Annotated in this window: 9 protein-coding genes and 1 rRNA gene; 6 read left to right on the plus strand and 4 right to left on the minus strand. The window is 56.6% G+C overall.

Annotated features, from left to right (window positions below; all coding sequences use genetic code 11):
* Nucleotides 1–2 precede the first annotated feature (2 nt).
* The 5 genes from rrf to aceK all read left to right on the plus strand — a co-directional run bounded on the left by rrf (nucleotide 3) and on the right by aceK (nucleotide 6,280).
* Nucleotides 3–118: ribosomal RNA gene (gene rrf, locus PanJK_RS14105) — 5S ribosomal RNA — on the plus strand.
* A gap of 265 nt (nucleotides 119–383) precedes the next feature.
* Nucleotides 384–1,313: a homoserine O-acetyltransferase MetA gene (gene metA, locus PanJK_RS14110; RefSeq protein ID WP_101763126.1), complete on the plus strand. Its 930-nt coding sequence runs from the start codon at nucleotides 384–386 to the stop codon at nucleotides 1,311–1,313.
* A gap of 265 nt (nucleotides 1,314–1,578) precedes the next feature.
* Nucleotides 1,579–3,177, plus strand: a complete 1,599-nt coding sequence (aceB, locus tag PanJK_RS14115; RefSeq protein ID WP_265300561.1) for a malate synthase A — start codon at nucleotides 1,579–1,581, stop codon at nucleotides 3,175–3,177.
* A 16-nt stretch (nucleotides 3,178–3,193) separates the two neighbouring features.
* Entirely contained in the window at nucleotides 3,194–4,495 is a 1,302-nt protein-coding gene (gene aceA / locus PanJK_RS14120) for an isocitrate lyase (RefSeq protein ID WP_265300563.1), read from the plus strand.
* Nucleotides 4,496–4,546: 51 nt separating this feature from the next.
* Complete coding sequence (gene aceK / locus PanJK_RS14125; RefSeq protein WP_265300565.1) at nucleotides 4,547–6,280, plus strand: bifunctional isocitrate dehydrogenase kinase/phosphatase; 1,734 nt, start codon at nucleotides 4,547–4,549, stop codon at nucleotides 6,278–6,280.
* Here aceK and iclR read toward each other — a convergent pair.
* Complete coding sequence (gene iclR, locus PanJK_RS14130) at nucleotides 6,277–7,110, minus strand: glyoxylate bypass operon transcriptional repressor IclR (RefSeq protein WP_256698106.1); 834 nt, start codon at nucleotides 7,108–7,110, stop codon at nucleotides 6,277–6,279. The genes aceK and iclR overlap by 4 nt on opposite strands.
* Before the next feature lie 197 nt (nucleotides 7,111–7,307).
* Between iclR and metH the strand changes: the two genes are divergently transcribed.
* Nucleotides 7,308–10,991, plus strand: a complete 3,684-nt coding sequence (metH, locus tag PanJK_RS14135; RefSeq protein ID WP_265300570.1) for a methionine synthase — start codon at nucleotides 7,308–7,310, stop codon at nucleotides 10,989–10,991.
* 696 nt (nucleotides 10,992–11,687) lie between these two features.
* Here metH and PanJK_RS14140 read toward each other — a convergent pair.
* The 3 genes from PanJK_RS14140 to PanJK_RS14150 are packed head-to-tail and all read right to left on the minus strand — an operon-like array spanning nucleotide 11,688 to nucleotide 15,159.
* Nucleotides 11,688–13,778 carry a YjbH domain-containing protein gene (locus tag PanJK_RS14140; RefSeq protein ID WP_154194817.1) on the minus strand — a complete coding sequence of 697 codons (2,091 nt, stop codon included), beginning with the start codon at nucleotides 13,776–13,778 and terminating at the stop codon, nucleotides 11,688–11,690.
* Entirely contained in the window at nucleotides 13,778–14,515 is a 738-nt protein-coding gene (locus PanJK_RS14145; RefSeq protein WP_265300576.1) for a capsule biosynthesis GfcC family protein, read from the minus strand. The genes PanJK_RS14140 and PanJK_RS14145 overlap by 1 nt, the downstream gene beginning before the upstream one ends.
* Nucleotides 14,512–15,159 carry a YjbF family lipoprotein gene (locus PanJK_RS14150; protein ID WP_265300578.1) on the minus strand — a complete coding sequence of 216 codons (648 nt, stop codon included), beginning with the start codon at nucleotides 15,157–15,159 and terminating at the stop codon, nucleotides 14,512–14,514. Before PanJK_RS14150 ends, PanJK_RS14145 begins: the two co-directional genes overlap by 4 nt.
* Nucleotides 15,160–15,189: the final 30 nt, after the last annotated feature.

Below are 15,189 nucleotides of genomic sequence, written 5' to 3' on the forward strand. Positions count from 1 at the left end.
TGCCTGGCGGCTTTAGCGCGGTGGTCCCACCTGACCCCATGCCGAACTCAGAAGTGAAACGCCGTAGCGCCGATGGTAGTGTGGGGTCTCCCCATGCGAGAGTAGGGAACTGCCAGGCATCAATTAAGTGAAGAAGCCCCGAACGAAAGTTCGGGGCTTTTTTACGTCTGAAATTTAGAAAAACACTTCAGATTTAGTACCATCCTGAAGCTAAAATTCGCCACATGACATACTCATCTCCCTAACGACTTTCCCAAATCCACCTAAAGCTGAAACATTTTCATAAACCGCATGAAGACTCGACATTCTCGACATAACACGCTAATGTCGGGCATCTGGATGTCTAAACGTTTATACGGTTATCAGTAAGAGGTGAGCAGGTTATGCCAATCAGGATTCCCGACGAATTACCGGCAGTGAATTTTTTGCGTGATGAAAATGTCTTTGTCATGACGTCGTCGCGCGCCAGTGTTCAGGAGATCCGTCCGCTAAAAGTGCTGATTCTTAACCTGATGCCAAAGAAGATTGAGACAGAAAACCAGTTCCTGCGCCTGCTCTCAAACTCACCGTTGCAGATTGATGTGCAGCTGCTGCGCATTGATAGCCGCGAGTCGCGCAATACGCCGACAGAGCATCTGAACAACTTCTACTGCAACTTTGAAGACATCCAAAACGATAATTTCGATGGACTGATTGTGACCGGCGCGCCGCTGGGATTGGTCGATTTCAATGATGTCGCGTATTGGCCACAGATCCAGCGCGTGCTGCACTGGGCGAATGAGCACGTCACCTCCACGCTCTTTGTCTGTTGGGCGGTTCAGGCGGCACTCAACATTCTGTATGGCATTCCTAAGCAGACGCGGCAGAACAAATTGTCCGGTGTTTATGAGCACCAAATCCTGCATCCACATGCTTTACTGACGCGTGGCTTTGATGACAACTTCCTGGCCCCGCATTCACGCTATGCCGATTTCCCAAGCCAGCTGATCCGCGATTACACCGATCTCGAGTTGTTTGCCGAATCGGAATCAACCGGCGCGTATCTAATGGCAAGCAAAGATAAGCGCCTGGCGTTTGTCACCGGCCACCCTGAGTACGACGCTTTGACGCTTTCAGGTGAATATCATCGCGATTACGATGCGGGCCTACAGCCGGACGTGCCGTTCAACTATTTCCCACACGACAATCCAGAATTGCCGCCGCGCGCCACCTGGCGTAGCCACGGCAATCTGCTGTTTTCCAACTGGCTGAACTACTACGTTTATCAGATCACGCCGTTCGATCTGCGTCGAATGAACCCAACGCTCGAATAACTCCAACATCTGATTTGATCCTGCCGCGCTAGCCGAAAGCTATCGCGGCTTTTTTTTGCCTTCTGTTCAGGGGTGGAAGTAGTTGCCTTTAATTCGAGAAATTAAATTACATAAATATCAATCTGATAAATCACTATAAATATAAAAATGGAAATAGTTTTTGAAAATAAAATAAAAATCATTATGCTCTGATCTTGCAGGTTATAAAACACCCTACATCCGGATCCGATCGTTAAACGATGGATCAACCCAGGAGGCAGCCCGCATGACAGACTCGGTTATCAGCAATACGCTAACCTTCAGCCAGCCCTTTACCCACGCGGAAAAGCAGCTGCTTACCCCAGAAGCGATCGACTTTGTACACGCATTAGTAGTGCGTTTCGCACCAGAGCGCGAACGCCTGCTGAAGGCACGCCAGCAACGCCAGAAGCGTTACGATCAAGGTGAGTTACCGGGATTTGATTCGGAAACCACTTCCATTCGTGAAAATGCGTGGCAGGTTCGTCCTATTCCGCAACTGTTACAAGATCGCCGCGTGGAGATCACCGGGCCGCCGGATCGCAAAATGGTGATCAACGCACTCAATGCGAACGTCAACGTCTTCATGGCCGATTTTGAAGATTCATTGGCGCCAACCTGGCAGAAGCTGGTTGATGGACAATTAACCTTGCGCGATGCGGTCAATGGCACGCTGAGCTTCACCAGTGAAACCGGCAAGATCTACCAGCTGCGTGCCAATCCGGCGCTGCTGATGTGTCGGGTACGGGGTCTGCATCTGAATGAAAAGCATGTGGAGTGGCGCGATCGGGCCATTCCCGGCGGATTGTTCGACTTTGCGCTCTACTTTTTCCACAACGTTGAAGCGCTGCTGGAGAAGGGCCACGCGCCATGGTTCTATCTGCCGAAAACCGAGCATGCCGCTGAAGTGGCGTGGTGGCGTGAGATCTTCCGCTTCAGTGAAGATCGCTTCGATCTGCCGCGCGGCACCATCAAAGCCACGGTATTGATCGAAACGCTGCCGGCGGTATTCCAGATGGATGAGATCCTGTGGGAACTGCGCGATCACGTGGTGGGCTTGAACTGTGGCCGTTGGGATTACATCTTCAGCTACATCAAAACGCTGGGCCAGCATCCCGATCGTATCCTGCCGGATCGCCAGCAAATCAGCATGGATCAGCCATTCCTTGATGCTTATTCACGCCTGCTGATCAGAACCTGTCATCGCCGTGGTGCGCTGGCAATGGGCGGTATGTCGGCGCTGATTCCGAGCAAAGACGCGGAGCGCAATTTATGGGTGACGCAGAAGGTGCAGGAAGATAAAGCGCGCGAAGCGGGCAACGGTCACGACGGAACCTGGGTGGCGCATCCCGGCCTGGCAGATATCGCGATGGAGGAGTTTGACCGCCGATTGGGCGATCAACCTAATCAACTGCACATCACACGTGAGCAGGATGCACCAATCACCGCCGAGCGTCTGCTGGCGCCGTGTCGCGGTAAGCGTACCGAAGCGGGCATGCGCGCCAACATCCGCGTGGCGCTGCAATATCTGGAAGCCTGGATCAGCGGCAACGGCTGCGTACCGATTGACGGATTGATGGAAGATGCCGCCACCGCTGAAATCGCTCGTACCTCCATCTGGCAATGGATTCATCACAAACAAATTCTCAGCGATGGCCAACCGGTGACGGTGGCGCTGTTTGAACGGCTACTGGCGGAAGAGCTGGCTGCCTTGCAGCAAACCGTTGGCGCAGAGCGTTTCCAGAATGGACGCTTCGACGATGCCGCCGCGCTGATGGCGCAAATCACCACCGATGACGAACTGGTTTCCTTCCTCACTCTGCCGGGCTACCGCCTGCTGCCTTGAACCTGGAGATATGACGATGAATCGTACGCAACAGATCAAACAACTGGAATCGAGCTGGAATGATGCGCGCTGGCAGGGAATCACGCGTCCGTACAGTGCGGAGGATGTGGTCAATCTGCGCGGCTCGGTCAATCCCGCCTGTACGCTGGCGGAGCGCGGTGCCACCAAACTCTGGTCGCTGCTGAATGGTGAATCGAGCAAAGGCTACATCAACAGCCTCGGCGCGTTGACCGGCGGACAAGCGGTGCAGCAGGCGAAAGCCGGCATAGAGGCGATTTACCTCTCCGGCTGGCAGGTGGCGGCAGATGCTAACCTGGCCGGGCAGATGTATCCCGACCAATCGCTGTATCCGGTGAATTCGGTGCCAAATGTGGTGGAGCGGATTAATCAGAGCTTCCAGCGAGCCGATCAAATTCAGTGGGCCAGCGGTGTATCGCCAGAAGATAATGATTTTATTGATTACTTCCTGCCGATTGTCGCCGATGCGGAAGCGGGCTTTGGCGGCGTGCTCAATGCGTTCGAGCTGATGAAATCGATGATTCAGGCCGGTGCCGGCGCGGTGCATTTTGAAGACCAACTGGCGGCGGTGAAGAAGTGCGGCCACATGGGTGGCAAGGTATTAGTCCCGACGCAGGAAGCAATTCAGAAACTGGTGGCGGCGCGTCTGGCCGCAGACGTAATGAACGTCCCGACAGTATTGCTAGCGCGCACCGATGCGGATGCCGCCGATCTGATCACCTCAGACTGCGACCCGCGCGATGCGGCGTTTATCACCGGCGAGCGCACCTTAGAAGGCTTCTTCCGCACCCATGCCGGGATTGAACAGGCGATCAGCCGCGGGCTGGCATATGCGCCTTATGCCGACGTGCTGTGGTGCGAAACCTCGACGCCAGATCTGGAGATGGCGCAGCGCTTTGCCGACGCGATCCACGCACAGCATCCCGGCAAACTGCTGGCCTACAACTGTTCGCCCTCGTTCAACTGGAAGAAGAACCTCGACGATCGCACCATCGCGCGTTTCCAGCAGGCGCTGAGCGAAATGGGCTATCGCTTCCAGTTCATTACGCTGGCCGGAATTCACAGCATGTGGTTCAACATGTTCGATCTGGCGCACGCCTATGCGCAGGGCGAAGGCATGCGTCATTATGTGGAAAAAGTGCAGCAGCCAGAGTTTGCGGCGCGCGATAAGGGCTACACCTTCTCGTCGCATCAGCAGGAAGTCGGCACCGGCTATTTTGATCGCGTCACCAATGTCATTCAGGGCGGACAATCCTCAGTGACCGCGTTGACCGGTTCCACCGAAGCCGCGCAATTCTAAAGCCGTCGTAGGGTCGCCATTCATGGCGACCATTTCCCCGGAGCGTTGCCGATGACACCGAGAGAATCGCTGATCGCCCACACCATCCTGCAAGGTTTTGACGCGCAGTATGGCCGCTTTCTGGATATCACCGCCGGCGCGCAACAGCGCTTCGAGCAGGCTGACTGGCACGCGGTGCAGCAGGCCATGAAAGCGCGTATCCACCTCTACGATCACCACGTTGGCCTCGTCACCAACCAGCTGCGCATTCTCAATGACACGTCGGATTGGGACGACGCGTTCTGGCTGCGGGTGAAAAGCCATTATGAAACCTTGCTGCCCGGCTATCCGCGCCATGAAATCGCCGAAAGCTTCTTCAACTCGGTCTATTGTCGGCTGCAGGGCCACAGTCATCTGTCGCCCGAAAGCCTGTTTATCTTGCCGTCACAGCCGTATGCGCCTGCGCCGGTTGCCCAGCGTCCGTTGTCACGTCTTTATCGCCCGCAACACAATTGGCAGGAAACATTGCGTCAGGTGCTGAATGACATTCCGCTGCGCTTAACGTGGCAGGATCAAACGCGCGATATCGGCTGGATTGTGCGCCATCTGCACGAGCAGTTTGGTGCCGCGCAACTGGCGACGGCAACGCTGGATGTCGCCAGCGAGCTGTTTTACCGCAACAAAACCGCATGGATCGTGGCGCGCCTGCAGCTGAGCGATGGCATGGTGCCCTGTTTGCTGCCGATTCAGCGCGATGATGCAGGACGATTGTGGATCGACACCTGTCTCACCGATAGCGATGATGCCAGCATCGTGTTTGGCTTCGCCCGCGCCTATTTTATGGTCTACGCGCCGGTGCCCGCCGCGCTGGTGGCGTGGCTGCAACCGATTCTGTCGGGCAAAACCGTGGCTGAACGCTACATGGCGATTGGTTGCCAGAAGCACGGCAAAACCGAGTGTTATCGTGAATATCTGCACTATCTGGCGCAAAGTCAGGAAGATTTTACCGTCGCGCCCGGCATTCGCGGCATGGTGATGATGGTGTTCACGCTGCCGGGTTTTGATCGGGTATTTAAGGTGATCAAAGACCGCTTCGCCCCGCAAAAAGAGGTCACCGATGCGCAGGTGCGCGACTGCTATCGCATGGTTAAGGAGCACGATCGCGTCGGTCGCATGGCGGATACCCAGGAGTTTGAACACTTTGCGTTACCGCGCGCGCGTATTCCGGCTGAACTGATGGCGGAGTTTGAGCGCGATATCCCGGAAAAAATCGAGCTGCGCGATGACCTGGTGATCATCCGCCATTTGTGGCTGGAACGTCGCATGGAGCCGCTCAATCTGTGGCTGGCCCAGGCTTCGCCGGAACAGCGCCAGCACGCGATTGGCGAATACGGTGATGCGATTCGTCAGCTGGCGGCGGCGAACATTTTCCCCGGCGACATGCTGTACAAAAACTTTGGCATGACGCGTCACGGCCGCGTGGTGTTTTACGATTACGACGAAATCCGCCCGATGACCGAGCTGGTGTTCCGCGATGTACCACAGGCGCGTTATGAGGAAGATGAGCTGCAGGCTGAGCCGTGGTACAGCGTCGGGCCGGATGATGTGTTCCCGGAAACTTTCCGCTATGCGCTGTGCAGCGAACCGTCGACCGGCAAACTGCTGCAGGCGCTGCATCCGCAGCTGTTTGATCCCAACTGGTGGCGCGCGCTGCAAACGCGCATCCGCGAAGGGCATATTGAAGAGGTGATTGCGTGGCGCGCCAGCCAGCGTTTCAGCGCGCGCTATGCTTCGGTGGCCGCTTAGCGGCCAGAGTAGGTTTGGGTCACCTGTTTGGCGGCGCGGATCACCAGCGCACCGAGCTCGGTGATGCGGTCGTCAGTCATGCGCGCAATCGGGCCGGAGATTGAGATGGCGGCGAAGGGTTCGCCATGTTCGTCATAAATCGGTGCCGCAACGCAGCGCAGACCCAGCGCGTGCTCTTCATCATCGTGCGAAAAGCCCATCTTACGAATCAGCGCCAGATTCTCCTTCAGGCTGTGCGGCGACATCAGCGTTTTCGGCGTGTAGTGATGCAATCCTTTTTGATGCAGCAGCGCGGTAACTTGCTCATCGCTGAGATGCGCCAGAAACGCTTTACCCGCGCCGGACGCATGCATCGGTAGCTTGCCACCAATCGGCGCGGACATGCGCATCAGTTGCGTACACTGCACCTGATCGATAATCACCGCCTGATAATCACTGAGATCCAGCACCGCCAGATTCACCGTCTCGCCGGCATCTTCCATCAGCTTGCGCAGCAGCGGATGCACAATTGCCAGCAGATTACGGCTCTGCAGGAAGCTGCTGCCCACCACAAAGGCGTGCGAACCAATAGTCCACAAACCTAAATCGCCCACCTGATGCACAAAACCTTGCTGCTGCATGGTGGAGAGCAGGCGATGAGTGGTGGAGTTGGGTAAACCGGCCTGTTGCGCCAGTTCGGTCAGCGCCACGCTGCCGTGGGATTCGGCAATCAGCTCCAGCAGGCGCAGGCCGCGCGTCAGAGATTGTACTTGCCCGCCGACAGGCGCGCTGGTGGGTGTCGTTGTAGCACGGGGTTTCTTGCCGCGTTTCGCGGGCACGGGGGTTGCCATAACGTCTCCAATTCGCATCAATGCTGGAAACCATTTTCGTTTTTAACTGCATTAATGCAAACGCTGACTTTCTGGTCAGACCTGTAATGCCTGATAGCTGAAAATGTCTCATCTGAGCTGACTTTTGATCACCTGCAAGTTGTGCCAGTATGTCTGGCTGGCATATTAGCCAACGCAATGACGTGGACGGGGCGAGAGTGAGCAACAAAACAGAAATGCTGCAGCAGCAGCTGGCACAACGCATTATGATTCTGGATGGTGGCATGGGCACCATGATCCAGAGTTATAAACTGAGTGAGCAGGATTTCCGTGGCAGCCGCTTTGCCGACTGGCCATCTGATTTGAAGGGCAACAACGATCTATTGGTGCTGACCAAACCGGACGTCATCCGCGAAATCCACGATGCCTACCTCGCCGCCGGCGCGGATATTCTGGAAACCAACACCTTCAACGCCACCACCATTGCGATGGCCGATTATGCGATGGAAGCGCTGTCGGCGGAGATCAACTTCGAAGCCGCCAAGCTGGCGCGCGCCAGCGCCGATGAGTGGACGGCGAAAACGCCGCATCGTCCGCGCTACGTGGCGGGCGTATTGGGCCCCACCAACCGTACCTGTTCGATCTCGCCGGACGTCAACGATCCCGCTTATCGAAACGTAACCTTCAATCAGCTGGTGGAAGCTTACCGTGAATCCACGCATGCGCTGATTGCTGGTGGTTCCGACCTCATCATGATCGAAACGGTGTTCGATACCCTGAACGCCAAAGCGGCGATCTACGCAGTTCAGGCCGAGATGGAAGCGATGGGCGTCAAGCTGCCGCTGATGATCTCCGGCACCATCACCGATGCGTCCGGTCGTACGCTTTCCGGCCAAACCACTGAAGGCTTCTATAACTCGCTGCGTCACGCCGAACCGCTGTCGTTCGGCCTCAACTGTGCGCTGGGCCCGGATGAACTGCGCCAGTATGTGGCGGAGCTGTCGCGTATTGCTGAAGGCTACGTCACCGCGCACCCGAACGCCGGCTTGCCCAACGCCTTTGGTGAATACGATCTCGATGCGGCGATTATGGCCGAGCAAATTGGCGAATGGGCGCGCGCCGGTTTCCTCAATATTATCGGCGGCTGCTGCGGCACCACGCCAGAACACATCGCGGCGATGGCGGCAGCGGTAGACGGCGTTGCGCCGCGCCAGTTGCCAAAGATTCCGGTTGCCTGCCGCTTAGCCGGGCTTGAACCGCTGAATATTCAGGCTGATTCGCTGTTCGTCAACGTCGGTGAACGTACCAACGTAACCGGCTCAGCCAAGTTCAAGCGCCTGATTAAAGAAGAGAAATACAACGAAGCGCTGGATGTGGCGCGCCAGCAGGTGGAGAGCGGCGCGCAAATCATCGATATCAACATGGATGAAGGCATGCTGGATGCCGAAGCGGCGATGGTGCGCTTCCTCAATCTGATCGCGGGCGAACCCGATATCGCACGCGTGCCGATCATGATCGACTCCTCGAAATGGGAAGTGATCGAGAAAGGCCTGCAGTGCATTCAGGGCAAAGGCATCGTCAACTCCATCTCGATGAAAGAGGGCGTTGAACCCTTCATCGAGCACGCGCGTAAAGTGCGTCGTTATGGCGCAGCGATGGTGGTAATGGCGTTTGATGAAGTGGGCCAGGCGGATACGCGTGCACGCAAAATCGAGATCTGTCGTCGCGCCTACAAGATCCTGACCGAAGAGGTCGGTTTCCCGCCTGAAGACATCATTTTCGATCCGAATATTTTTGCCGTGGCGACCGGCATTGAAGAACACAATAACTACGCGATGGATTTCATCGGCGCTTGTGAAGACATCAAGCGCGAACTGCCGCACGCGATGATCTCCGGCGGCGTCTCCAACGTGTCGTTCTCGTTCCGTGGTAACGAACCGGTGCGCGAAGCCATTCACGCGGTGTTCCTCTATTACGCCATTCGCAACGGCATGGACATGGGCATCGTCAACGCCGGTCAGCTGGCGATTTATGACGATCTGCCTGCCGAGTTGCGCGACGCGGTGGAAGACGTGGTGCTGAACCGCCGTGACGACGGCACCGAGCGCTTGTTGGAGCTGGCGGAGAAGTATCGCGGCAGCAAAAGCGATGGCGAGCAGGAGAAACAGCAAGCCGAATGGCGCAGCTGGGACGTGGTTAAGCGTCTGGAATATTCGCTGGTTAAAGGCATCACCGAATTCATTGAGCTGGATACTGAAGAGGCGCGTCAGGGCTATGAACGTCCGATTCAGGTAATCGAAGGGCCGCTGATGTCCGGCATGAACGTGGTCGGCGATCTGTTCGGCGAGGGCAAAATGTTCCTGCCGCAGGTAGTGAAATCGGCGCGCGTAATGAAGCAAGCGGTGGCGTATCTCGAACCCTATATCGAGGCGAGTAAAGAAGCCGGACGCAGCAACGGCAAGATCGTGCTGGCGACGGTAAAAGGCGACGTGCATGACATCGGCAAAAACATCGTCGGTGTGGTGCTGCAATGTAACAACTACGAAATTATCGATCTCGGCGTCATGGTGCCGAGCGACAAAATCCTTAAAACCGCGATCGCCGAGAACGCCGATATCATCGGGCTTTCCGGCCTGATCACGCCGTCGCTGGATGAAATGGTCAACGTAGCGAAAGAGATGGAGCGTCAGGGATTCACCATCCCGCTGCTGATTGGCGGCGCGACCACTTCGAAAGCGCATACCGCCGTGAAGATCGAACAGAACTACAGCGGTCCAACCGTCTACGTGCAGAACGCCTCGCGCACCGTTGGCGTGGTGTCATCGCTGCTCTCTGAGACGCTGAAAGAGGATTTCGTGGCGCGCACGCGTAAAGAGTACGACACGGTGCGCATTCAGCATGGGCGTAAAAAGCCGCGGACCCCGCCGGTAAGCCTGCAAACCGCGCGCGATAATGATTACGCCATCGACTGGGAAAGCTATACGCCGCCAGTGGCGCATCGTCTCGGCGTGAGCCCGGTCGAAGCCAGCATTGAAACGCTGCGTAATTACATCGACTGGACGCCGTTCTTTATGACCTGGTCATTGGCCGGCAAGTATCCGCGCATTCTGGAAGATGAAGTGGTGGGCGAAGAGGCCAAACGCCTGTTTGCCGACGCCAACGCCATGCTCGATATGCTGAGTGAGACTGGCACGCTCAATCCACGCGGCGTGGTGGGGATTTTCCCAGCTAACCGTGTCGGCGATGACATTGAAATCTACAGCAATGAGAACCGCAATCAGGTGCTGTGCGTGAGCCATCACTTGCGTCAGCAGACCGAAAAAACCGACTTCGCCAACTACTGTTTAGCCGACTTCGTGGCACCGAAATCCAGCGGCAAAGCCGATTATCTCGGTGCGTTTGCGGTTACCGCCGGGATTGAGGAAGATGCGCTGGCCGAGGCGTACGACAAGCAGCACGATGATTACAACAAAATCATGGTGAAAGCAGTATCGGACCGTCTGGCCGAAGCCTTTGCCGAGTACCTGCACGAGCGCGTGCGTAAGGTGATTTGGGGCTTTGCCGCCCATGAAAATCTCAGCAACGAAGAGCTGATTCGCGAGAATTATCAGGGCATTCGACCCGCGCCGGGTTATCCGGCTTGTCCGGAACACACTGAGAAAGCACCGATCTGGCAGTTACTGGAGGTGGAAAAACACACCGGCATGAAGCTCACCGAGTCTTTCGCCATGTGGCCAGGCGCGGCGGTTTCCGGCTGGTACTTCAGCCATCCCGACAGCAAATACTTCGCCGTGGCGCAGATTCAGCGCGATCAGGTAGAAGATTACGCAGCGCGTAAAGGCATGAGCGTGAGTGACGTCGAGCGCTGGCTGGCGCCGAACCTGGGTTACGACGCGGATTAACGCATCTCGTAGGGTCGCCATTCATGAATGGCGACCTTCTATATGTATGCACAAATTAAAAATGTCGCCATAAATGGCTTAATGCTTATCAGTTAAGCCAGCGGCGAGTGCGCAGGCCGGGGTCACTTTTGGTCCGGCGGTCCTCGCGCCGCTAGCGCGGTACCTTCACTTCGCTCGTCTGCCTGACGGACCGGCCGAGACGGGACGTCCTGTCCCGGCTCCGCCTTTCGCCCGCGTCCTGCGGGCTCTCCTGGCTTCCTTGCTTCGTTCAGCGCTGCGGATTGCCTGCCCAAAAGCGGCCCCGGCCTGCTTAAACTTCAGTGCGAATTGTTGAAAGGGGCACATTTACCACAGGCGCTGGCGCGTCTGCTGCGGCAAAAGGGCTATCCGCAGCGCTGAGGCTTTTACGTTGGGCCAGGAGCCTCACGCATGGATGCGTGAGGCAGTTCGGGGCCGGCCAGGACGGCCGATCCCCGAACGGTCCGTTGGCACAACGTGGAAGCCGAAGGCACCGCGCTAGCGGCGCGAGGACGGCCCGTGACGCAGCAGATGTGTCAGCGCCCGCTAACTACTTAAAGCAAAATGCTTTTTTTAACTGACAAGCATGACGCCATTCATGGCGACCTTCTTACATGCACGCACAAATTAAAAAGGTCGCCATAAATGGCGACCCTACGATTAATGTATATAAATCAATTAATTAAACCGCGCATCCCGATCTGACGTCAGATCATACAGCTGATATTTACGGCCCAACATCTGACCGCCATCACGCGTCAACGGCACCCAGTTCACCTGTGCACGGCCACGCGTTGGTGTCACGGTAAACAGGTCCATTGGCACCGAAATGTAGAAGCCTTTGGTGAAGGTACCTTCGCCATACTGTTCGGCAGAGACGTTAGTTTTAGTGGCATAGAAACCAACCATCACGCCGCTGTCAAAGCGCTTCGACACATCCAGCGTCACGCCTTTATCCTTCGCCAGATACTGCCCGACGCTGGCCTTCACCAACACATCCTGCATAAACCATGGGCGCCAATACGCCGTCAGATTTCCGGTTGGCGCTTTGTAATCGGTGAACTGCATCATGTTGTCCCAATCACGCTGCTTCACGTAGTTGGCATCAACACCGAATGCCCAGTTGCTATCAATCGGACGATACAGCACTTCGCCGCCAACGCCGCCATACATGGTTTCCAGATAACCGCCGTAAACCTGGCCGTAGAAACCGTTGCCCAGCGCATGCATATAGTTGGCTTGCAGGTCGTTAACGTAAACGTTGTTCTCAACGTAATCACGAATGTGCGTGCGCACGCGCGGCAGTGTGGAATCCGCCGGAGCGCCGTTGTAGTTGAATTTGTCGTAGTTATTGGCGATGTTGCCAAATAGGCTGCCGCCGACCAACAGGTGATCGGTAAGCCAGTAATCGGCATTGGCCATCACGCCAACCTGATACATGTAGAAGCTTTCTGGTCCACCAACCGACTGATTGAGCACTGGCGACAGGCTGTAGTTCAGACGATCTTTGCGGATAAAGAAACCTTGCTCGGTGGTGCCGGGATCCACCGGATCTTCACGCGTCTGCTGCAGCGGCTGTTCATGGCCCAGCGGATAACCCGTCAGCTCGTTGTGCAGGCTGGCAACGTTGGTGCGCGTGCTGACCTGCGGCATATTAAAGCGCGACTCGGTGACGTCGATGGTATCGATGCCAGCCGGCAGATTGTTCATGATGATGCGATTAGCGCGATCGACACCTTCGCGCGTGTCGCGATATTTGGTCTGCTCGCCTGAGACATACAGCGTGCTGCCTTTGGTCTGAATATGTGGGCCGTTCAGTCCCGCGTTGTACTTCAGATCGGTCAGCTGGTTCGCCACCACCGTTGGCTGCAACAGGTCGCCCTGCGGCTGCGGGTTGTAGGCTGGCTTCTGGCTATCAATGTGCGACTGATGCAGATCGTTGAAGTTGGTGCGCAGAGTAAAGCCGAACATAAAGGTGTTGCCGCGCTCGTAGCTGGCGTTGATGTCCGCCCAGTCGGTGATGCGATAAATCGCACCGACGTTAACCTTGCTACGTTGCTCCAGGCGACCGGCGAAATCATCCTGATAATCGTTACCTTCGTACTCCAGCTTGAGGCGCAACGGCTGCCACGGCGTTTGGTATTCCACGCCGCCAAACAGCGCTGCCGGGCCGTGGAACATCTGTGAACCGTTGATGGTGCCGGTTTCGCCGCCGCCACTGCGGCTGCAATAGCTGTCGCTGTAGGAGCAAAATGGATTTTTAAGGGTGCCGCTGTTGCCGAGATAACCCCAGCCAATACCGAGACTGAAATCGAATGGCCCCCACGCTTTGCTGGCCACCAAATATTCGCTGTCGAACAAGCCGGTGCCGCCTAAGTCGCGCGAGCCAACCGCCACTTCCGGCAACCAATAGCTCTCCTGCCATAAACGTAGCTTCACATCGAAGGCTTTATCTTTATAGCTTTGGTTGCCGCTAAAGCCTTCCACCGCGCTGTAACGGCGGGTACGCACATCGGTATAACGCACGGTGGTTTCCAGCCACGGGAACAGCTGCAGTGAGGCGGAATAGTAGCGATATTGATCGTTATCGCGGAAGTTGACGCTAAATTCGCCCTCTTTCGCCATCCGCGCGGTCGGCGTCTGCATCAGGCCGACGCCACCAAAATCTGATTGCGAAGGACCGACCGGTTCAGGCCAGGTTTCCGCATGCACCTGGCAAGCGGCGGAAACAGAAGCAGCCAACAGGCTGAGAAGTAATTGTTTTTTCATCAGTCTGGTATCCGGTGAGTCAGAACGGAAAGCATGCGCGCATTTAAATCGCTTTGGCCCCATGGCAAGCTCCATGAGGTGAAACCGAGCCAGATGATGCTGCCGGGTTCCACTTCGATATGGCGATGATTCCAGTACGCGACCGGCACTTGCTGAGTGCTGCCGGACGGTGCAATCACCGTGGCATAGCTACGTTCCGCGCCGGAAAGGCGATCGTGGCCGTCGAGGTAATCACGCACTTCACGGCCCGGCTGCCAGCTCTCTTTACCCGGATTGCTCAACGCCCCCAGTACCAACACCTGCGTCGGCGGCGCCAGCGCGTAGAGATCATAGCTGCCTTGCAGCGTGCGGTTATCCTGTGGACGCAGGCGCACGGCGTCGGGATCGAGCGAGGTGAACTGGCGGCCCGTTACCTGCATCGCGCCAAGCTGGTGGATAACCGAGCCGATAGTTGCGGCCAGAGACTCGCCGCTGTCGGCTTGCCATGTGCGCAGATCGGCCAGCAGCTGTTCCTGCTGTTGCTGTGCTAGGGAAGTTGCGCCGCGCTCGGCAATCACCGTGCCTGGCCACCAACTGCGCAGTTCAGGATGGGTGAGTAACTGACTGAGATTCTGCGCATCGTTGATTTGCAGAGTGTTTTTTCCCTGTAAATCGTGCACGGTGACTTGCGCCGCCGCCAGTGCGTGGCCAGCCGTGAGCAGCGTTAACGCTGCCAGCATTGGAGTTATTTTTTTCATGATTTCGCCGGCTTCAGAATAGTGGTTTCAACTGGGAAGGCATCGGCGGCCAGCATCTGGTTGGCCTGCAGCACCGTGCCATCGCGGTTATCGATCCAGAAGGTGTTCTGCCACTCCGCGCCCAGGCTTTCCATGCGCACGGTTTCATGCCAGACGCGGCATGGCACGCGTTCACCGGCGATATCCAGCACCGTATCGTCACCGCGATCGAAACGTGAGACGGCGGTGGCGGCACGCACTTTGTCTTGCTCGCGCCACTGCACCACGCGCGTCCAGCTGGTACCGTTTTGCAGATGCAGCGCATCGGCGAGCGGATCCTGCGCCAGGTTACTGACGTCAGTGAGATTGCTCGGTAAACCCAGGGTTTTGATCAGGCGGCCATGCTGCATCACCAGCATCGCTTTATCCTGGGTGATCCACTTCTGTTGGCCGTTTTCGTTGTAACCGAGCACCACGAAAATGCGCGGACCTTGATTGATGCGGGCATAGAGGCTGGCGTAGGGCAGGTTAGCAACCTGTTCGTCGCTGACCGTGACATCATCCGGGCCGTTCACGGCCAGCATCACGGTTTGTTCGAGGCCTTTTTGCGTTTGTGTGCAGGCCTGCAACAACAGGCAAAGAAGTAGCAAAGAGAGTCGGCGCACTGTGTATCCCTGTCTAAATAAGCCAAGCAA

The sequence above is a fragment of the Pantoea sp. JK genome, assembly GCF_026130245.1.
GTDB lineage: Bacteria > Pseudomonadota > Gammaproteobacteria > Enterobacterales > Enterobacteriaceae > Pantoea > Pantoea trifolii.

Bases quoted from the DNA above. Each gene is read 5' to 3' on its own strand.
- metA (WP_101763126.1), top strand. From the start codon at position 384: ATGCCAATCAGGATTCCCGACGAATTACCGGCAGTGAATTTTTTGCGT.
- aceB (WP_265300561.1), top strand. From the start codon at position 1,579: ATGACAGACTCGGTTATCAGCAATACGCTAACCTTCAGCCAGCCCTTT.
- aceA (WP_265300563.1), top strand. From the start codon at position 3,194: ATGAATCGTACGCAACAGATCAAACAACTGGAATCGAGCTGGAATGAT.
- aceK (WP_265300565.1), top strand. From the start codon at position 4,547: ATGACACCGAGAGAATCGCTGATCGCCCACACCATCCTGCAAGGTTTT.
- iclR (WP_256698106.1), bottom strand. From the start codon at position 7,110: ATGGCAACCCCCGTGCCCGCGAAACGCGGCAAGAAACCCCGTGCTACA.
- PanJK_RS14140 (WP_154194817.1), bottom strand. From the start codon at position 13,778: ATGAAAAAACAATTACTTCTCAGCCTGTTGGCTGCTTCTGTTTCCGCC.
- PanJK_RS14145 (WP_265300576.1), bottom strand. From the start codon at position 14,515: ATGAAAAAAATAACTCCAATGCTGGCAGCGTTAACGCTGCTCACGGCT.